An 18,477-nucleotide genomic window follows, 5' to 3' on the forward strand; every position below is an offset into this window, starting at 1 on the left:
AGGCCCTGCGTGGGGGGCCACGACCGGTGAGCGGGGTGGGGCGTCAGCAGGTGGTGTTGCCGCCCGGGACCCAGCCGTCGATCGCCGGGTCCTCGGCGCCGTGGCCGTAGATCCAGACGTCGTCGTCCTCCGCCCACACCTGGCCGTGCCAGCGGAAGCCCCGCCCGGCGGTCAGGGTGCGCAGGACCTGGGCGTGCGGGGCGGCCCGCAGCCAGGTGTTCTGCGTGAGGTTGCAGACGATGCCCCACGCGTCGCTCGCCGAGGCGGCCGTGGGGGCCACGGCGGAGCCGGCGAGAGCGACGGTGGCGACCGTCAGTGCGGACAGGATTCGGCGCTTCACTCGGGTCCCTTCCGGCGGGTGTCGGTGACGGTCCCCGATTGTGCCACTGTGGACGGACGTCGGGGTGCCCGTGCAGGACGACTCGGTCAGGTTGGCGTCAGTCGAGGGCGGCGGCGAACATGCCGGGCTGATAGGAGCCGCCCCGCTGGTGCACGATCACGGCCAGCCGGTTGGCAGCGTTGATCAGGGCGACCAGGCAGACCAGCGCGGCGATCTGGTCGTCGTCGTAGTGCTTGCGCACCCGGGCCCAGGTCTCGTCGGACACGCCCTGGTGGGCGTCGGCGAGCCGGCTGCCCTCCTCGGCTAGCGCCAGCGCGGCCCGCTCCGCCTCCGTGAAGACCGTCGACTCGCGCCAGGCGGCGACCAGGTGCAGCCGGACCTGACTCTCGCCGGCGGCGGCCGCCTCCTTGGTGTGCATGTCGATGCACCAGCCGCAGCCGTTGATCTGGCTGGCCCGCAGCGACACCAGCTCCTGCGTGGCCTTCGGCAGCGGCGACTGGTGGATCACCATGCCGGCGTTGGCGAACCGCTTGGCGAACCTCGTGGCCAGCTCGTTGCTGAACAGGTCGAATCGGGTGTCCATGGCTTCCGTCCTTCGCTCGTTCGCTCGTCGCCCCGGAGAGTCGTCGCCCCGGAGAGGGGACGAACACGAGATGCCGGCGCCCGGCTCCCCGTGACGGCCGGGGTCGGGTGACGATCGCCACAGGCGGAGGTGTCACACGTCGGCGGGGACCGGCGTCTGATGGGCGACCAGCCGAAAACGAACCGACGCAGCCGAGAACGAACGGGGGCCGACCATGGCGGGCACACCGCAGACCGCAGCCGACGCCGGCCGGGGCGCCGGCTCGCCGGACCCGGCCACCGAGGCGTTCCTCGCCCACCGGAACCTGCTGTTCACCGTCGCGTACGAGCTGCTCGGCTCGGCCGCCGACGCGGAGGACGTCCTGCAGGAGACGTGGCTGCGGTGGGCGGGCGTCGACCTGGGTGCGGTGCGGGACCAGCGCGCCTACCTGGTCCGGATCGCCACCCGCCAGGCGCTCACCCGGCTGCGTGCGCTCGGCCGCCGCCGGGAGTCCTACGTCGGCCCCTGGCTGCCCGAACCGCTGCTCACCGCGCCCGACGTGGCCGACGACGTCGCGCTCGCCGACAGCGTGTCGATGGCGATGCTGCTGGTGCTGGAGACCCTCGGGCCGACCGAACGGGCGGTGTTCGTGCTGCGCGAGGTGTTCGACCTCGGGTACGACGAGATCGCCGAAGCCGTCGACAAGAGCCCCGCCGCGGTCCGGCAGATCGCGCACCGGGCCCGGGCGCACGTGGCGGCGCGCCGCCCGCGCCGGGTCGTGCCGGCGGCCGAGACCCGCACCGTGCTCGACGCGTTCCGGCGGGCGGTCGAAACCGGCGACCTCCAGCGCCTGCTCGACCTGCTCGCCCCGGACGTCGTCCTGCTCGGCGACGGCGGCGGCGTCAAGCAGGCCGTCCTGCGGCCCGTCGTGGGCGCCGACAAGGTGGCCCGCCTGCTCGCCGGCGGGTGGGGCAGGGTGCCAGGTGTCACGTCGCTGCTGCCGACGCAGGTCAACGGCAACCCGGCGCTCGTCATCCGGCTCGACGGGGAACTCGACACCGTGCTGGCCGTGCACGTCGACGACGGTCGCATCGGCGGGCTCTACGCCGTACGCAATCCGGAGAAGCTGTCGCACATGACGAAGGAGACCAGGCTGAGCCGTTGAGCCGGTCGCGCGGGCGTCAGTCCACGCTGGGCAGCGGCGGGCCCAGGACGTCGTCGGCGTCCACGATCGTGTACGCGTAGCCCTGCTCCGCCAGGAAGCGCTGCCGGTGCGCCGCGTACTCGGTGTCGATCGTGTCCCGGGAGACGACCGTGTAGAAGTGCGCCTGCCGCCCGTCGGCCTTCGGCCGCAGCACCCGACCCAGCCGCTGCGCCTCCTCCTGCCGCGACCCGAACGTGCCCGACACCTGGATCGCCACCGCCGCCTCCGGCAGGTCGATCGAGAAGTTGCCGACCTTCGAGATCACCAGCGTGCGCACCTCGCCCGACCGGAACGCGTCGAACAGCCGTTCCCGCTCCTTGTTCGTGGTGGACCCCTGCACGATCGGCGCGTCCAGGTATTCGCCGAGCTGGTGCAGCTGGTCGATGTACCCGCCGATGACGAGCACCTGCTCGTCCGGGTGCCGGTCGACCAGCGCCCGCACCACCGGCAGCTTCGTGCGGGCGGTCGCCGCCATCCGGTAGCGCTCCTCCGCCTCCGCCGTCGCGTACGACATCCGCTCCGCGTCGGTGAGGGTCACCCGCACCTCGGTGCACTGCGCCGGGGCGATCCAGCCCTGCTGCTCGATGTCCTTCCACGGCGCGTCGTACCGTTTGGGGCCGATCAGGCTGAACACGTCGCCCTCCCGGCCGTCCTCGCGGACCAGGGTCGCGGTGAGGCCCAGGCGGCGGCGGGCCTGGAGGTCCGCCGTGAACCGGAAGATCGGCGCGGGCAGCAGGTGCACCTCGTCGTAGACGACCAGGCCCCAGTCGCGCGCGCCGAACAGGTCCAGGTGGGTGAACGCGCCGCCGCGCCGCGAGGTGAGCACCTGGTACGTGGCGATGGTGACCGGCCGGATCTCCTTGCGCTCACCCGAGTATTCGCCGATCTCCTCCTCCGTCAGCGAGGTGCGGGCGATCAGCTCCCGCTTCCACTGCCGGCCGGCGACCGTGTTGGTGACCAGGATCAGGGTGGTGGCCTTCGCCTCGGCCATGGCCGCCGCCCCGACGAGGGTCTTGCCGGCGCCGCAGGGCAGCACCACCACGCCGGACCCGCCGGCCCAGAACGCCTCCACGGCCTCCCGCTGGTACGACCGCAGCGTGAACGGCTTCCCGCCGTCCTTGCCGCCCTCGGCCAGCTCGATGGGGTGCGCCTCGCCGTCGACGTACCCGGCGAGGTCCTCCGCCGGCCAGCCCAGCTTCAGCAGCGCCTGCTTGAGCCGCCCCCGTTCCGACGGGTGCACCGCGATCGTGTCGTCGTCGAGCTTCGCGCCGAGCATCCCGGCCAGCTTTTTGCTCTTGGCGACCTCGATCAGCACCAACCGGTCCAGGGCGCGCAGCACCAGGCCGTGCGCCGGGTCGTTGGCGAGCTGGAGCCGGCCGTACCGGTCCATCGTCTCGGCCACGTCGACCAGCAGCGCGTGCGGCACCGGGTAGCGGCTGTACTTCAGCAGCGCGTCCACCACGGCCTCGGCGTCGTGGCCGGCGGCGCGGGCGTTCCACAGGCCCAGCGGGGTCAGCCGGTACGTGTGCACGTGCTCCGGCGAGCGTTCCAGCTCGGCGAACGGGGCGATCGCCATCCGGCAGGACTGGGCGTCGGGGTGGTCGATCTCCAGCAGCAGCGTCTTGTCCGACTGCACGATCAGTGGTCCACCGCTCACGCCGGCGTCCTCTCTTTGGCCTGGTCAACGGGCCCCCGCCGGGCGGCTACCCACCCCGGGCCGACCAACCAGTGTTGCACGAAGCCCGAATGGGGCCGAAAATTCGGACACCAGGTGCAACCATTCCGGTACGTCCGGCGTCTAGGCAGTGGGACGACCGACCCGGGGAGGCCTCATGAGACAGGTTCGCTTCAGCGCCCGGGTCGTCGCCCTGGCCGTGGTCACGCTGGTCGGCGTCGGTGCGTGCACGCCCGAACGCCAGGCCGACCCGGGTGGCCGTGGAGGAGGGCTCGCCCAGGCCGGCTCGGCGGAACGGGAAACGGGGGCGGGCGGTTCGTCCGGCTCCGACCAGCGGACCCGGCCGGAACCGAAGCCCACCCGCACGAAGGCCAAGCCGAAGCCGAAGCCCACCCCGACGAAGGCGAAGCCCGCGCCGGAGCCGACGCCGGCCGGGTGCCCGCTGGGCGAGCACCAGCGCGAGGTGGAGACCTACCTCGCCCGGCTGGGCGGCTTCGGGCGGGTGACCGTCGACGGCCGCCAGTCCGCCGCCGACTGCGCCGCCATCAAGAAGTTCCAGCAGCGGTACGACATCCGCCCCGCCGCCGGTCGCGCCGGCCCCACCACGTACGACGTGGCGAAGCGCCTCGCCACCACCGACACGAAGCGCTGCAAGGCCGCCTCCTCCGGCACCACGTTCTGCATCGACCTGACCCGCCAGACCACGTGGGCGCTGCGCGGCGGCAAGGTGGTGTGGGGCCCGACGGTGACCCGCACCGGCATGAAGGGCTACGCCACCCCCGCCGGCACGTTCACCATCAACTACCGCAACATCAAGGAGTGGTCCGACCCGTACGAGGTGTGGCTGCCCTACTGGCAGCACTTCACCCAGGGCATGGGCTACCACCAGACCACCACCTACCTGCACGACAAGTCGATCGGTTCGCACGGCTGCGTCAACCTCCTCCCCGCCGACGCCCTCCGCGCCTGGGAGCTGGGCAAGGTCGGCAGCCGGGTCGTCCTCTTCGGCCGCCGGCCCGGCACGTGACCGCCGACGACGAACCCGCGCCGGCCGGCGAGGTCTCGGCGGCGACGCTGCTCGCGTACGCGACCGCCGCCGTGCTCCTCGTCGGCTGGTTCCTCTATGGCTGGCTCGTCCAGCGGCAGGGCTTCGTCGCCTCCGTCGGCGAGTCCGCCGGGGCCGGGTTCGCCCTGCTGCTGGCCGTCTCCGTGGTCGGCACCGTGCGCCGCAGCCGCCGCTGACGCCCCCGTCGACGGTGACGCCCGACCCGGCGGCCGGGCGGCTCAGGAGCCCTCCAGCACCGCCGCGGTGATCCGGTGCAGCGCGAACGTGTGCAGCATCTCCGTGCGCTCGTCCTCGGCGCGCAGGTAGCCCGCCCCGATCGACACCGGCCGGACCAGCCGCGACGCGGTCGCCCCGTGCGCGTCGACGTAACCCACCCAGACCAGCGCCTTGTCCCGCACCGCCTGCTGCAGCACCGCCAGGGCGTCGGAGTGACCGTGCACCGGGGCCGGGCCGGTGCGCGCCGCCGTGCCGCGTACCACCGCCGGGGCCCGCCGGGCCGCCCGCGCCGCCGCCTCGCCCCGCCGGATCTGCTCCACCACCCCGAGCAGCCGGGGCAGGGCCAGCTTCGGCGACGCCAACGGGTCCACCGTCCGGCCCACCGGGGCCCGCCCCGGGGCCCGCCGGGTCCTCGGCCGCGACAGCACCGCCGCCCCCGACGCGTCCTCGGGCACCGGGGCGTACCCGGCGTCGCGCAACGCCAACAGCATCCGGTTCACCTGGTACGGGGTGACCAGCACCGTCGGGGCCAGCCGCCGGAACGCCAGCGCCTCCAGCCGCCGGTCGGCGAGCACCTCCGCCAGCAGCGCCTCGTCGTCGCTGCGCACGTACCCCCCGGCGGAGCCGACCCGCAGCCCGCCGTGCTTGCGCGCGACGTCGTCCACCAGGTACGTCAGCCCCTGCGGCACGGGTGTGCGGGACCGGCGGCGGAACAGGTCGTGCAGGTCGTCGGCCGAGTAGCCGGCGTCCAGGGCCCGGCGCACGCTGGCGGTGGTGACCCGGTGCACGCTCGCCCCGCCCGCCGACTCGTGCTCGGCCACCACCTCCAGCTCGCCGGCGAGCGCCGGGTCGGGCGGGCCGGGCACCACCACCGTCAGGTCGGCCTGCACCAGGAAGTGGTCGACCGGCGCGGGCAGCAGCCCGTCCAGCGCCCGCACGGCCGTGGACGCGTCCTCGGCGTCGGCGCGCAACCCCAGCGGGTCGTCCCCGCCCCGCTCGTCGGCCTCGGCCACGTCGGCCAGCAGCAGCCGCCCGTACGAGGTGAGCGCCCCCAGCCCCGTCACGCCCAGCCGCGCCGCCTCGACCAGGGCCTCCCGGTGCGGGGCCTCCCGGCCCCGACTACGCCGGGGCGCCCGCCAGTCGAGCAGCTCCAGCACCTCCTCCGGGGTGGGCGCGACGGCCGGCTCCAGGTCGGCCAGCACCGCCAGCACGGCCCGGCGGGCGGCGGGCGCCCCGGCCCGTTCCGCCTCGGGCGAGAGCGCGCCGATCGGGCGGTCCCGGTCGTCGCGCTGCCCGACGAGGCCCACCTGGCGGGTCATCAGCAGCCACGCCCGGGCCAGCTGCTCCCAGCGCCGGGCCAGCGACATGGCCCGCCACACCTCGTATCCGCCGGTGGGCAGGACCTGCTGGTCGGCGCCGTACCGGGTGGTCGTCGCCCCGGACAGCTCCAGCTCGCCGGCCAGCCCCGCCGCGTACGCCACCTCCAGCAGGAGGGCGGTCGTCGCCTCGTCCAGGGCGAGGGCCTTCGCCAGCCGGCGCAGGTCACGCACCCCGATCCCGCCGGAGCGCAGCACGGGAGCCGGCTCGGCGGAGAGCAGCTCCAGCAGCGCCTCGGTGTGGCGTACCACCTCCATGGTCTGCCCGGCCCCGGCCGAGTCGACGGCCTTCGCCTCGCGCGCGACGGCGGCCACCGGCGGTGGGCTGGTGCGCAGCGGCCCCAGGGGGCCGCTGTCGCGGCGCAGCAGCAGGCCGACCTCGCGGGGCAGCTCCACCGTGCCGGCGGACACCGCCACCAGCAGCCGGCTGTCGACCAGCCAGCGCACCGGCGAACCGGTGGGCGCGCCGCCGTTGGTCGGGTCCGGCGGGACGCTGTCCTCCGCCCCGAGCGGCGGGGCCTGGAGCGCGCCCGGGGGCACGCTGCCCACCGGCGGGCCGGCGGCGAGCCGGTCCAGGATCGCCCGCGCCGACGGGGGCGCGGCCAGCAGCGTGCGACGCAGCTTCGCCGGGTCCGCGCAGAGGGCCGCCGTGCGCGCGTCCAGCTCCGTCGCGGGTCGGCCCAGCCCCGCCGGGTACGGGGCGACCTCGTCGACGCCGTCGACCACGCGCAGGGCGTGCTCGGGCCCGTACAGCAGGAACAGCGCCCGCAGCTTGTGCACCGCGCCCCGGATGGTGGCCGGGGCGGGCGGGCGCGGGCCGGCGGTGGCCATGGCGAGGACGGCCTCGGTGGAGGTGGTGCCGTCGTCCGGGTCCCGGGTGAGCCGGGCGGCGTCGAGGATCTGGAGGGTGAACTGGTCCAGCCCGTCCAGCGCCCGGGCCACCGAGACCCGGGACTGGGCCCGGACGGCGAGCGCGGACACGTCGGCCGGCACGGGCACGACGAGGTCCGGCCGCAGCTGGAGCAGGGCGGCCAGGGACTCGTCGGGCAGCGTCCGCAGGTGGTCGGCGAGTGAGGTCGTCATCGTCGTTCCACGCTAGCCCGGGACGGGGCCCGCGCGCCCCTCGGACGTCCGGCTGGACCCGCCGGCCGGGTAGGTTCTCGGCATGCCCCCGCTCACCGTCGGTTTCGACCTCGACATGACCCTCGTCGACTCGCGTCCCGGCATCGCCGCGGCGTACCGGGCGCTGACGGCGCGCACCGGCGTGCCCGTGGACGCCGACGCGGCGGTGTCCCGGCTCGGTCCGCCGCTGCGGGTGGAGATCGCCCGCTGGTTCCCGCCCGAGCAGGTCGAGTCGGCCGTCGAGGCGTACCGCGAGCTGTATCCGGCGTACGCGATCACCCCGACCCTGCCGATGCCCGGCGCGGTCGCGGCCATCGAGGCCGTGCACGCCCACGGCGGCCGGGTCGTGGTCGTCACCTCGAAGCTGGGCCGGCTGGCCCGGCTGCACCTGGACCACCTCGGGCTGGCCGTCGACGAGCTGGCCGGCGACCTGTTCGCCGAGGAGAAGGCGACGGCGCTGCGCGCGCACGGCGCGACCCTGTACGTCGGCGACCACACCGCTGACATGGTCGCCGCCGGGGCGGCGGGTGTGCCGGGCGTGGCGGTCGCCACGGGCCCCTGCTCGGCCGACGAGCTGCGCTCGGCCGGGGCCAGCCTGGTCCTGGCCGACCTCACCGGATTCCCGGCGGCGCTCGCCACCATGATCCGGCTAGCCTTGGAGCAGTAGACGTCTCAAGTGAAGCAGGGGTTCTCAGGTGCCGACGGGTCGAGTGAAGTGGTATGACGCGGCCAAGGGATACGGGTTCGTCACCAGCGACGAGGGTGGCGACGTGTTCCTGCCGAAGGGCGCGCTGCCGGCGGGTGTCACCGACCTCAAGGGTGGTCAGCGGGTCGACTTCAGCGTGGTGGACAGCCGCCGGGGCGCCCAGGCGATGGGGGTCAAGCTGCTGGAGGCCCCGCCGTCGGTGGCGGAGCTGCGCCGCCGGCCGGCGGAGGAGCTGCACGGCCTCGTGGAAGACATGATCAAGGTGCTGGAGGCGAAGGTCCAGCCGGACCTGCGGCGGGGGCGGTTCCCCGACAAGAAGACGGCGCAGAAGATCGCTCAGCTGGTCCACGCGGTGGCGCGCGAGCTGGAGGTCTGAGGGCCGGCGGCCCGGGGCACGAGCCCGGCGTCGGCGGCCCGGCCCAGCAGCGCCTCCACGGCGGCGAACCCCGCGTCCCCCAGGTCTGCGGTGAACTCGTTGACGTAGAGGGCGATGTGCCGGTCCACCACGTCGGGCTCCATCTCCTGCGCGTGGGAGAGCACGTACGGCCGGCTGGCCTCCGGGTCGGCCCACGCCTGGCGTACGGACTCGCGGATCCAGCCGGCCGCCTCGACCGGGTCGACCGCGCCCCGGCGGGCCAGGATCGCGCCGAGCGGGATCGGCAGCCCCGTGTCGCCCTCCCACCACTCACCGAGGTCGACCAGGGCGGTCAGCCCGTGCCGCTGGTAGGTGAAGCGGGCCTCGTGGATCACCAGCCCGGCGTCGTACCGGCCGGCCGCCACCGCCGGCATGATCTCGTGGAACGGGACCACCTCGATCCGCGCCGGCGGGCGCTCGGCCGACCAGAGCCGGAACAGCAGGTACGCCGTGGTGCGGTCCCCGGGCACCGCCACCGTCGCCCCGCTCAGGTCGGCGCTGTCGGGCTGCGCGTTGCCGACCCGTGCAGTGTCGGTCTGCCCGTCGCCGGTCTGCCCGCTGATGGCCCGGTCGGGGCGGGTCAGCACCAGCGGCCCGCAGCCCCGGCCGAGCGCGCCCCCGCAGGGCAGCAGGTGGTAGTCGTCCAGCAGCCACGGCAGCGCCGCGTAGCTCACCTTCACCAGGTCGAACGCGCCCCGCCCGGCAGCGGTGTTCGTGACGTCCACGTCCGCGTAGGTCACCTCGACCGGCGGCGCGCCGGGCACCCGGCCGTGCACCAGGGCGTCGAAGACGAACGTGTCATTGGGGCAGGGCGAGATCGCCAGGGTGAGCGCCACGCCCCCACCGTATCCCCGCCCCCCTTCTGGCCCGCCACCCGCTCGGTGCGGGCGCCTGCCGTGCGGCGACGGTTCTGCCGTGCGGCGACGGTGCCGGCGGACCTCGGGTACTTCTTCCGCCGGCTAGGGAGCTGATGTCGTGGATGACTCAGCGAACAGGCCGGCCCCGAACAGGCTGGTCCCCGGGCGGGCTGTTGCCGGGCAGGCTGGTCTCGGGCAGGTTGGTCCGGGCAGGCTGGTCCCCAGGCAGGCTGGTCCCCAGGCAGGCTGGTCCCCAGGCAGGCTGGTCCCGGGCAGCCGGTCCGGGAAGGGCGGTTCCCGACATGCCGGGAATCGTCCTGCCGGCCTCCTTCGCTGCGCGCCGCCTTCCGGCCTTCCGGCCGCGTCGCCACGCCCCGCGCTGTCCTGCGACCCCGCCGTGCCGCCTCGCCTCGCGCTGTCTTGCGACCCCGCCACGCCGCCTCGCCTCATGCTGTCTCCTGGGTCCGCCGTGCCGCCTCGCCTCGTGCTGTCTCCTGGGCCTGCCGTGCCGCCTCGCCTCGCGCCGCCCCCTGGCCTGTGCCTGGCAGGTGGCTCTGGTGTCGTGCTCCGGTCCCTGATGTCGTAGGTGACTCAGCTCCCTAGCGAGCGGCACGCAGTATCGGTCCTCAACAGCGAGTGGAGTTATCCACAGGTTGTCCACAGCCTGGCGGGGGTTGTTGATGACCGGCGGGGGTGGGCGACAGCATTGAGGCATGGCAGAGACAGCGGACCGGGTCGATCTGGGCGGATCGCTTCGGGCATTGCGTCGCCGCGCGGATCTGAGCCAGCGTGAGCTGGCGGACCTCGCCGGGGTGCCACAGGCGACGTTGGCGCGGATCGAGTCGGGCCGCTCCGGGGACGTCCGGTTCCGGACGGTCGAGCGGCTGGTGCGGGCGGCCGGCGGGCGGGTGGCGATCGGGATACCCGGCGATCAGGCCAGCGACCACACCTGCGACCAGCCCGGCGACCGCACCTGCGTTCAGCCCGGCGACGACCGGGTGCCGGAGGTGGTGCCGGTGCCCGGGGTGCCGCACGACGGGCTGCGGGACGAGGCGGGGCGGCGGTACCCGGCGCACCTGGACGCCTGGGAGGTGCATGGCCCGAAGGACTGGCCGGGTGCCTGGTGGGCGGGGTGGTGGAACCTTCCGCCGCAGCACTGGCCGCGGCGGTTGCCCGCGGCGACGTACGAGCTGAGCCGCGAGCGTCGGGACCGCCGTCGGTGGGGCGAGCGGATCCGCCGCGAGGTGACTGTGCGCCGGGTCACCGACGACGGGCTGCCCGGGACGTGTTGGCGGTTCGTGGCGGAGTTGCCCGACGGCCGCCTGGTCGGGGAGCTGCGCGCCCACGAGCGCGATCCCCGGTTGCTGTACGGCGACCTGATCGACGCCGGTGAGCGGGAGATCGTGCTGGACGGCGTGCTGGTGGCCGGGCCGTGCCGGCTGCTGGGGATCGGGCGGCGGCTGGTGGCGGCGTTGACTGCGGAGATGGAGCGGGCCGGGGTCCGGGTCGCCCACGCCGTCGCGGACTTCGGCGGTGTCGACCTGCTGCTCGCCTGTGGATACCGGATCGAGGGGCGGGGGCACTACGCGATGCGCCTCGACCGTGCGTGGCTCGGTGCTGCGCTGCTCCCTGGCCCAGCGCCGCTCCAGCCCTAGCCCAGCGCCGCCGCGGCCGCCGTGAGGGCGGCGAACGCCTCGCGCATCCGCCACGCGCTGCGGTCCCGGGGGCCGATCGGGTTGGAGACGGTGCGCAGCTCGGCGAAGGGCACGCCGGCCTGGGCGGCGGCGACCGCCACGCCGTACCCCTCCATGGCCTCGGCCACCGCGTCGGGGTGCCGGTCGGCGAGCGCGGCGGTGCCGGCGGCGGTGCCGGTGACCGTGCTGACGGTGAGCACCGCGCCGACCGTCGCCGCCGGCAGGGCCGCGCGCAGGGCGGCCAGCAGGCCCGGGTCGGCGGGCACGGCGGTGCCGGCGCCGAGCAGCTCGGGGGGCATGCCGAGCTGGTCCACCGGGATGAAGCCCGTCGGCGACTCGGCACCGAGGTCGGCGGCGACGCTGCGGCTCGCCAGCACCGTCGCGCCCACGGCCGCCCGGCCGACGAAGCCACCGGCGATGCCCGCGCTGACCACGGCCCGGTACGGGCGGCCGGCGGCCTCCGCGAGCGCCAGCAGCCGGGCGGTGGCCGCCCCGGCGACGGCCGGACCCACCCCCACGGGCACCACGGTCACCCCGGCGGCGGTCGGCGAGGTCCCGGCCGGCGCAGCCGCGGGCGGGGTGGGCCCGGGCGAAGCGGCGGAAAGGCCGGCGCGGATCGCCTCGGCCTCGGCCGGCACCGCCGTCACCACGAGCAGGCCGGCCTCGCCGAGCAGGCCGGCCTCGCCGAGCAGGCCGGTCCCGCCGAGCCGGCCGGTCACGCCCGTCCCGCCGGTCACGCGAGGGGCTCCCGGCGGGCCTCGTCGTCGGCCGCGCCCGCTCCGCCGGCGCCGGCGACCGCGGAGGACGGCCGGTAGACGTGGTAGCCGGGCGGGGCGGAGGAGGCGGGTGCGGGCGAGGTGGGGGCGATGTCCGTCACCGGGTCGTGGTCGGTCACCGGGTCGTGCGTCACCGGGTCGGGTGTCACCGGTCCGTGCGCCGTCGGGTCGTCGGCTGCCGGGCGGTCCCCAGGAGCCGGCTTCCCGGCGGGATCCCCGACCGGCTCGTCGGCCAGCTCGTCGTCGCCGAGCGGACGGCCGAGCAGCCGCTGGTCGCGGAGCTTTCCGGCGACGTACGCGCCCCGGGCGGCGGCGAGCACGCCCACGCCGGCGGCCACGGCGATGCCCAGCCGGCCGTCGAACGGGACCAGGCCGAGCGCACCGCCGGCCACGAAGGCGAGCATCAGCGCCGTCTCCGAGTGGGCGAACGAGCTGGCCCGCAGCCGCTCCGGGATGCGTTCCTGGATGGAGGCGTCGACCGCGAGCTTCGCCACGCCGCTGGCCAGCGTGGCGACCAGGCAGAGCAGGGCCACCATCGGCAGCGAGAACTGGATCGTGGCGAGAACGGCCGTGCCGGCCACGATGATCGTGCTGCTGGACTGGATCGCGGTGGGGCGGTGGATGCGCAGCCGGGTGCCGACCGCGGTGGCCAGGAAGCTGCCCACCGCCAGCGCACCGCCGACGAGGCCGAGCGCCATCTCCGCGCTCAGCTCGCGCCCGAAGAAGTCGGTGGTCAGGTCGCCCTTCTTCAGCGCGAAGGCGAGGAAGAGCAGCAGGAAGCCGTAGACGACGCGGAGCAGCGCCGCGCCGAGCAGGCTGGCGATGACGAGGCGGCCGGACGGGCGGCCACGCCCCAGCGGGCGGTCCCCGGCGGCCCGCCGGCCCAGGGAGCGCAGCGGGCGGGGCACCCGCTCGGGCGGCTCGGAGTCGGCCCGGGGCGGCAGCCGCAACGCGACCACCATGCCGACCAGGAAGAGCACCGAGGCGACCCGCAGCGGCCACTGCGGCCCGAACCAGAACGCGGCCAGCCCGATCGGGGCGACGAGGGCGCCGGCCACCGTGCCGTAGACGCTGGCCCGCGCGCCGACCTGGGACAGGCCGAGCCCCTCGGGCAGCAGCCGGGGCACGGCCGCCGAGCGGGCCACGCCGTACGCCCGGGAGAGCGCGAGCACCCCGAAGGCCGCCGGGTAGAGGCCGAAGCCGTGCATGTAGTCGGAGATCAGCCAGGCCAGGAAGGCCCGGCCGAGCATGGTGGCGGCGAGCGCGTACCGCCGGCCGTGCCGGAAGTGGTCCAGCAGCGGGCCGACCACCGGCGCGAGCATCGCGAACGGCACCATCGTGACCAGCAGGTAGAGCGCGACCTTGCTGCGCGCCTCGCCGAGGGGGACGTTGAAGAAGATCGTCCCGGCGAGGCCGATCGCGATCAGCGTGTCTCCCGCGCAGGAGAGGGCGTGCAGGTCGAACAGGCGCACCATGCCGACCTCGCCGCCCGCGCCCCGGGCCCGGGCCGAGCCGGCCTGGCGGGTCATCCAGCGCCCGCCGCGGGCGGAGCCGCGCAGCACGAGGCGGCCGGCCCGGATGCCGGTGCCGACGGTCCGCCCCAGCATGGACCGATCGGAGCGGGAGAACAACGGCATGTGCACCATCCTCGCCCATGCCCCCCACCTCCGCGCCAGCACCGCCGGAGAACGACCTTGCGGGGAGTGCCTGTCGGTCTTCGGCACCCATGGGGAACAATGGTCGGGTGACCAGGCCCGCCTCCGCACGTGCCGCCCGCCTCGACCAGGTCTGCGCCGCCGCCGTCGAGGTGGCCCGCGACGCCATCACCGAGGTGGAGCCCTCCGACGTCGGCGACCACCTCCAGGCCGTCGCCGAGGGGGACCGGGTCGTCACCCACTACTTCGAGTGCCGGCTGTCCGGCTACCGGGGCTGGCGGTGGGCGGTCACCGTGACCCGGGTGCCGCGCAGCCGCAAGGTCACCGTCTGCGAGACGGTCCTGCTGCCGGGCTCGGACGCGCTGCTCGCGCCGGGCTGGCTGCCCTGGCAGGAGCGGCTCAAGCCGGGCGACCTGGGCCCGGGTGACCTCCTGCCGACCCCGCCCGACGACGAGCGGCTCGCCCCGGGGTACGTCCTGTCCGACGACCCGGCGGTGGAGGAGACCGCCTGGGAGTTGGGCCTCGGTCGGCCGCGGGTGCTGTCCCGGGAGGGGCGCAGCGAGGCCGCGCAGCGCTGGTACGACGGCGACCACGGCCCGTCGGCGCCGATCTCCACCGCCGCCCCGGCCGCCGCCCGCTGCGGCACGTGCGGCTTCTACCTGCCGCTGGCCGGCGCGCTGCGGCAGGCGTTCGGGGCGTGCGGCAACTTCTACGCCCCCGACGACGGTCGGGTGGTCAGCGCCGACCACGGCTGCGGCGCGCACTCGGAGACGCTGGTCGAGACGCCCGAGAGCCCGGTCGACGAGCTGCCCACGGTCTACGACGACAGCGCCGTCGAGGCGATGTCGGTGAGCCGGGCCCCGGGCTCGGTGGAGGCGGCGGAGCCGGGCGAGCCGTACGGCCACCCGTGACCGGGCGGGCTCAGCTTCGGGTGTCGGCGGGCTGACCGGCCCGCGCGGCGGCGCGACGGCGACGCCGGTTGGCGTCGTGACGCATCATCACGGCGAGACCGGGGAAGCCCCAGAGGAAACCGGCCAGGCAGATCCAGAGCCAGTCCTGGTGGCCGTGCTCGGTCAGCCAGCCACGGAAGAAGAGCAGCAGCACCAGGCCGGCGACCGCCCAGGCGACCAGCCCGGCGACCGCGAACGGCACCATCGGCGGGTCGAGCGGCTCGGGCCGCGGCGGTTGCTCCTGTCGCACGGGGGCAAGCGTACGCGATCAACTTTCCCAGTTGGCGTGTGATCTGCGACGATGCGCGCGACAGACGGATGATCACCTGCGAGGACCAGATGGCCATTGCGCCGCCGGACAACGGCACTCCACCCGATCCCGCTCACCCCCGCAACGCCTTCGACCGCTTCTTCGAGATCACCGCGCGCGGCTCGACACCGGGCCGGGAGGTGCGGGGCGGCCTGGCGACGTTCTTCACGATGGCGTACATCGTGGTGCTCAACCCGCTGATCATCGGCAGCGCCGTCGACGGCGACGGCAAGAAGCTGGCGATCCCGGCGCTGGCCGCCGCGACGGCGCTCGTCGCGGGCCTGATGACGATCCTGATGGGGGTGGTCGGCCGGTTCCCGATGGCGCTGGCCGCCGGCCTGGGCGTGAACGCGCTGGTGGCGTACGAGATCGCCCCGCAGATGACCTGGGCCGACGCGATGGGCCTGGTGGTGATCGAGGGTGTGCTCATCGCGATCCTGGTGCTCACCGGCCTGCGTACGGCGGTGTTCCGCTCGGTGCCCACACAGCTCAAGACCGCGATCGGCGTCGGCATCGGCCTCTTCCTGACGATCATCGGCCTGGTCGACGCCGGCTTCGTCCGGCGGGTGCCGGACGCGGCGAACACGACGGTCCCGGTGGGGCTGGGCATCGGCGGCAAGATCGTGAGCTGGCCGATGCTGGTCTTCGTGGTGGGCCTGCTGGTCACGATCGTGCTGGTGGTGCGCCGGGTGCGCGGCGCGATCCTGATCGGCATCCTCGCCTCGACCGTGCTGGCGATCGTGGTCGAGGCCGTGGCGAACGTGGGCCCGTCCTTCGTCAACGGCAAGCCCAACCCCAAGGGCTGGTCGCTGAACGTGCCGGAGCTGCCGAAGACGGTCGTGGACGTGCCCGACCTGTCGCTGCTGGGCAACTTCAACGTGCTGGACTCGTGGACCCGGGTCGGTTGGCTGGTGCCGCTGATGTTCGTCTTCACGCTGCTGATCACGGACTTCTTCGACACGATGGGCACGATGGTCGCGATCGGCCAGGAGGGGGACATGCTCGACGAGCGGGGCACCCCGCCGCGGGCCAAGGAGATCCTGCTGGTCGACTCGATCGCCGCGGCTGCGGGTGGCGCGGCGAGCGTCTCCAGCAACACGTCGTACATCGAGAGCGCCGCCGGTGTCGCGGAGGGCGCCCGCACGGGCGTGGCCAACCTGGTCACGGGCGCGTTGTTCCTGCTGGCGATGTTCCTCGCGCCGCTGGCGGTGGTGGTGCCGTTCGAGGCGGCGTCGACGGCGCTGGTGGTGGTCGGCTTCCTGATGATGACGGCGGTGCGGACGATCGACTGGACCGACTACGAGATCGCGATCCCGGCGTTCCTCACGATCACCCTGATGCCGTTCACGTACTCGATCTCCAACGGCATCGGCGCGGGCGTCATCTCGTACGTGATCGTGAAGCTGGCGAAGGGGAAGGCCCGCGAGGTCCACCCCCTGCTGTACGCGGTCGCGGCGCTGTTCGTCCTGTACTTCCTGCGCGGGCCGATCGAGTCGGTCGTACTCTGACGCCCCATGTTCCCGGGGGTCGGGGTGCCGGACCGGTACCCCGGCTTCCGGGGCGCACACCCCCTGGTGAGCATGGTCATAACGGCTGTCGTTAGCCAGGCTCATTAGTTAGGCTAACTATCGTGACGGAGCGGACGGTGACGGCGAGACGCGTGCCACCGGCGCAGCTGGCTCCCCAGTTGCGTGATGCGATCACCCGGCTCAACCGGCGGGTCCGACAGGCCCGACCGGTCGGCGACCTGACGGTCACCCAGCTCTCCGCGCTCACCAGCCTCGTGCTGGCGGGCGCGCTGACGCCCCGGGAACTGGCCGACGTCGAACGGGTGCAACCGCCGACGATGACCAAGATCGTCGCGAAGCTGGAGGAACGCGGCCTCGTGGGCCGCACCCCCCACCCGACCGACGGCCGGCAGGTCATCCTCTCGGCGACCGAGGGCGGCCGGGCCGTGCTCGACCAGTTCGAGCGGGCCCGCAACGAGTGGCTGGCCAGCCGGCTGGCCGAGCTGCCCGAGACCGACCGGGAGACCCTGCAACGGGCTGCCGAGATCCTGCAGCAGCTCGCCCGCGCCTGACGCGCCGCGCCCACCGGGGCGCGCCGCCGCCGGGTCCGCGCCGTCCGCCGTCGATGAGGCGTACGAGCGAGGAGGCGCATCCAGGGTGCAGGCGAAGCTGAGCACGATGTTCCAGTCACTGCAGGTCCGCAACTACCGGCTCTTCGCGTCCGGGCAGCTGATCAAACTGATCGGCGTCTGGATGATGTTCATCGCCCAGGACTGGCTCGTCCTCGAACTCTCCGACGACTCCGCCACCGCCCTCGGCGTGGTCACCGCCCTCCAGTTCACCCCCGTGCTGCTGCTCACCCTGCTCTCCGGGCGGCTCGCCGACCGGTACGACAAGCGCCTGCTGCTCTTCGTCGCGAACGCGTTCTGGACGGTGCTGTCGTTCGGGATGAGCCTGCTGGTGCTCACCGGGCTTGTCCAGCTCTGGCACGTCTTCGTCTTCGCCGCCCTGCTCGGCGTCGCCAACGCGGTGGAGACGCCCGTGCGGCAGGCGTTCGTCTCCGAACTCGTCGGCACGTCGCTGCTGCCCAACGCGCTGTCGCTCAACGCGGCCGTGTTCAACTCGGCCCGCATCGTCGGCCCCGCCGTCGCCGGCCTGGCCATCGCCGCCGTCGACGTCGGCCCGGTCTTCCTGTTCACCGCGCTCAGCTCGCTCGGCCCGCTGGCCACCGTGGTCCGGATGCGCCCCGCCGAGCTGCACCGCAAGGACCTCCTCCCCGTCGCCGAGCGGGACTCCGCCCGGGTCGTCGACGGCCTGCGCTACGTCGCCCGCCGCCCCGACCTGCTGCTGCCGATGGCCGTGATGTCGGTGATCGGGATGAGCCTGTTCAACTTCCAGCTCACCCTCGCCGCCCTGGCCAAGACCGTGTTCAAGACGGGTGCCGCCTCGTTCGGCCTGTTCAGCACGGCGCTGGCCGTCGGCGCGCTCGTCGGGGCGCTGGCCGGCACCGGGCGGCGCAGCCGTCCCTCGGTGTGGCTGGTGCTCGGCGCGGCGGTCGGGTGCGCCGTCTTCGGCACCCTGGTCGGGCTCGCCCCGGCGTACTGGATGGTCGTGGCGCTGCTGCTGCCCGCCGGGTTCTTCATGGTCTTCTTCGCCCAGTCGGCCAACCAGCGGGTGCAGCTCGGCACCGACGCCGCGTTCCGGGGCCGGGTCATGGCGCTGTGGGTGCTGGTGTTCCTCGGCACCAACCCGGTCGGCGCGCCGGTCATCGGCTGGGTGGCCGAGCGGTTCGGCGCCGGTGCGAGCATCTGGATCGGTGGGCTGATCTCGCTGGCCACCGCCCTGCTGGCGCTCGCCTGGCAGTTGCGCCGCTCGGGGGCCCGGCTGCGCCTGCGGGTGCTCCCGTCCCCCCGCTTCTACGTGGTGGAGGCAAGGAGGGGCACCCTGTTAACGCCTTCTGCATAGCAGGGGCCCCTTCCTAACCCCACCGGGCGGCTCGCGGCCCGCCGCGAGCGCCGGCTCGCAGGCCGGCAGCGCGCTCCCGG

General features: G+C 74.5%; 18 protein-coding genes. 10 read left to right on the forward strand and 8 right to left on the reverse strand.

All coding sequences use genetic code 11. The annotated features are described in order from the left end of the window. Positions 1–43: 43 nt before the first annotated feature. Positions 44–340, reverse strand: coding sequence for a hypothetical protein (locus LPA42_RS09810; protein ID WP_074475262.1), 297 nt, complete (start codon positions 338–340; stop codon positions 44–46). A gap of 97 nt (positions 341–437) precedes the next feature. Continuing rightward, positions 438–923 carry a carboxymuconolactone decarboxylase family protein gene (locus LPA42_RS09815; RefSeq protein ID WP_077935766.1) on the reverse strand — a complete coding sequence of 162 codons (486 nt, stop codon included), beginning with the start codon at positions 921–923 and terminating at the stop codon, positions 438–440. A 214-nt stretch (positions 924–1,137) separates the two neighbouring features. Between LPA42_RS09815 and LPA42_RS09820 the strand changes: the two genes are divergently transcribed. Further along, on the forward strand, positions 1,138–2,067 hold the full coding sequence (locus tag LPA42_RS09820; RefSeq protein WP_077935767.1) for an RNA polymerase sigma-70 factor: 930 nt from the start codon (positions 1,138–1,140) through the stop codon (positions 2,065–2,067). Between the two features lie 16 nt (positions 2,068–2,083). Here LPA42_RS09820 and LPA42_RS09825 read toward each other — a convergent pair whose 3' ends face one another. Then, positions 2,084–3,763, reverse strand: a complete 1,680-nt coding sequence (locus LPA42_RS09825; protein WP_077935768.1) for a DNA repair helicase XPB — start codon at positions 3,761–3,763, stop codon at positions 2,084–2,086. 175 nt (positions 3,764–3,938) lie between these two features. Between LPA42_RS09825 and LPA42_RS09830 the strand changes: the two genes are divergently transcribed. After that, positions 3,939–4,808, forward strand: coding sequence for a L,D-transpeptidase family protein (locus LPA42_RS09830; protein ID WP_077935769.1), 870 nt, complete (start codon positions 3,939–3,941; stop codon positions 4,806–4,808). Beyond that, on the forward strand, positions 4,805–5,023 hold the full coding sequence (locus tag LPA42_RS09835; RefSeq protein ID WP_077935770.1) for a hypothetical protein: 219 nt from the start codon (positions 4,805–4,807) through the stop codon (positions 5,021–5,023). Before LPA42_RS09830 ends, LPA42_RS09835 begins: the two co-directional genes overlap by 4 nt. A gap of 42 nt (positions 5,024–5,065) precedes the next feature. On the opposite strand, the gene LPA42_RS09840 is transcribed toward LPA42_RS09835, so the two are convergent. Beyond that, on the reverse strand, positions 5,066–7,522 hold the full coding sequence (locus LPA42_RS09840) for a helicase-associated domain-containing protein (protein ID WP_077935771.1): 2,457 nt from the start codon (positions 7,520–7,522) through the stop codon (positions 5,066–5,068). Positions 7,523–7,604: 82 nt separating this feature from the next. On the opposite strand from LPA42_RS09840, the gene LPA42_RS09845 reads away from it, so the two are divergent. Both LPA42_RS09845 and LPA42_RS09850 read left to right on the forward strand, forming a co-directional pair. Beyond that, positions 7,605–8,228 (forward strand): HAD family hydrolase, encoded by a 624-nt coding sequence (locus tag LPA42_RS09845; RefSeq protein ID WP_077935772.1) that lies wholly within the window; start codon positions 7,605–7,607, stop codon positions 8,226–8,228. A gap of 28 nt (positions 8,229–8,256) precedes the next feature. After that, on the forward strand, positions 8,257–8,643 hold the full coding sequence (locus LPA42_RS09850) for a cold-shock protein (protein WP_007074225.1): 387 nt from the start codon (positions 8,257–8,259) through the stop codon (positions 8,641–8,643). On the opposite strand, the gene LPA42_RS09855 is transcribed toward LPA42_RS09850, so the two are convergent. Further along, a complete protein-coding gene (locus LPA42_RS09855) occupies positions 8,604–9,518 on the reverse strand; it encodes a 1,4-dihydroxy-6-naphthoate synthase (protein WP_077935773.1) in 915 nt (304 codons plus the stop codon). The two genes, LPA42_RS09850 and LPA42_RS09855, sit on opposite strands and share 40 nt — an antisense overlap. A gap of 734 nt (positions 9,519–10,252) precedes the next feature. On the opposite strand from LPA42_RS09855, the gene LPA42_RS09860 reads away from it, so the two are divergent. Further along, a complete protein-coding gene (locus tag LPA42_RS09860; RefSeq protein WP_077935774.1) occupies positions 10,253–11,194 on the forward strand; it encodes a GNAT family N-acetyltransferase in 942 nt (313 codons plus the stop codon). Here LPA42_RS09860 and LPA42_RS09865 read toward each other — a convergent pair. Further along, complete coding sequence (locus LPA42_RS09865; protein WP_077935778.1) at positions 11,191–11,907, reverse strand: futalosine hydrolase; 717 nt, start codon at positions 11,905–11,907, stop codon at positions 11,191–11,193. The genes LPA42_RS09860 and LPA42_RS09865 overlap by 4 nt on opposite strands. Before the next feature lie 59 nt (positions 11,908–11,966). Beyond that, positions 11,967–13,646, reverse strand: a complete 1,680-nt coding sequence (locus LPA42_RS09870) for an MFS transporter (protein WP_228986497.1) — start codon at positions 13,644–13,646, stop codon at positions 11,967–11,969. 89 nt (positions 13,647–13,735) lie between these two features. Between LPA42_RS09870 and LPA42_RS09875 the strand changes: the two genes are divergently transcribed. Then, positions 13,736–14,575: a DUF3027 domain-containing protein gene (locus LPA42_RS09875; RefSeq protein ID WP_077935779.1), complete on the forward strand. Its 840-nt coding sequence runs from the start codon at positions 13,736–13,738 to the stop codon at positions 14,573–14,575. Between the two features lie 10 nt (positions 14,576–14,585). Here the strand turns inward: LPA42_RS09875 and LPA42_RS09880 are convergent, their stop codons facing one another. Further along, on the reverse strand, positions 14,586–14,864 hold the full coding sequence (locus LPA42_RS09880) for a DUF2530 domain-containing protein (RefSeq protein ID WP_077935780.1): 279 nt from the start codon (positions 14,862–14,864) through the stop codon (positions 14,586–14,588). 89 nt (positions 14,865–14,953) lie between these two features. On the opposite strand from LPA42_RS09880, the gene LPA42_RS09885 reads away from it, so the two are divergent. From LPA42_RS09885 to LPA42_RS09895, 3 genes are all read left to right on the forward strand, one after another. Continuing rightward, positions 14,954–16,432, forward strand: coding sequence for an NCS2 family permease (locus LPA42_RS09885; RefSeq protein ID WP_077935796.1), 1,479 nt, complete (start codon positions 14,954–14,956; stop codon positions 16,430–16,432). 122 nt (positions 16,433–16,554) lie between these two features. After that, a complete protein-coding gene (locus tag LPA42_RS09890; RefSeq protein WP_176734295.1) occupies positions 16,555–17,004 on the forward strand; it encodes a MarR family winged helix-turn-helix transcriptional regulator in 450 nt (149 codons plus the stop codon). An 85-nt stretch (positions 17,005–17,089) separates the two neighbouring features. Next, a complete protein-coding gene (locus LPA42_RS09895) occupies positions 17,090–18,397 on the forward strand; it encodes an MFS transporter (protein WP_077935781.1) in 1,308 nt (435 codons plus the stop codon). Positions 18,398–18,477 lie beyond the last annotated feature (80 nt).

Source organism: Micromonospora sp. DH13 (assembly GCF_020873825.1).
GTDB classification, from domain to species: Bacteria; Actinomycetota; Actinomycetes; order Mycobacteriales; family Micromonosporaceae; genus Micromonospora; species Micromonospora haikouensis.

Excerpts from the sequence above, each read along its gene's own strand:
- LPA42_RS09840 (WP_077935771.1), bottom strand. The coding sequence starts at position 7,522 with ATGACGACCTCACTCGCCGACCACCTGCGGACGCTGCCCGACGAGTCC.
- LPA42_RS09860 (WP_077935774.1), top strand. The coding sequence starts at position 10,253 with ATGGCAGAGACAGCGGACCGGGTCGATCTGGGCGGATCGCTTCGGGCA.
- LPA42_RS09845 (WP_077935772.1), top strand. The coding sequence starts at position 7,605 with ATGCCCCCGCTCACCGTCGGTTTCGACCTCGACATGACCCTCGTCGAC.
- LPA42_RS09830 (WP_077935769.1), top strand. The coding sequence starts at position 3,939 with ATGAGACAGGTTCGCTTCAGCGCCCGGGTCGTCGCCCTGGCCGTGGTC.
- LPA42_RS09815 (WP_077935766.1), bottom strand. The coding sequence starts at position 923 with ATGGACACCCGATTCGACCTGTTCAGCAACGAGCTGGCCACGAGGTTC.
- LPA42_RS09885 (WP_077935796.1), top strand. The coding sequence starts at position 14,954 with ATGGCCATTGCGCCGCCGGACAACGGCACTCCACCCGATCCCGCTCAC.
- LPA42_RS09820 (WP_077935767.1), top strand. The coding sequence starts at position 1,138 with ATGGCGGGCACACCGCAGACCGCAGCCGACGCCGGCCGGGGCGCCGGC.
- LPA42_RS09875 (WP_077935779.1), top strand. The coding sequence starts at position 13,736 with ATGGGGAACAATGGTCGGGTGACCAGGCCCGCCTCCGCACGTGCCGCC.
- LPA42_RS09870 (WP_228986497.1), bottom strand. The coding sequence starts at position 13,646 with ATGCCGTTGTTCTCCCGCTCCGATCGGTCCATGCTGGGGCGGACCGTC.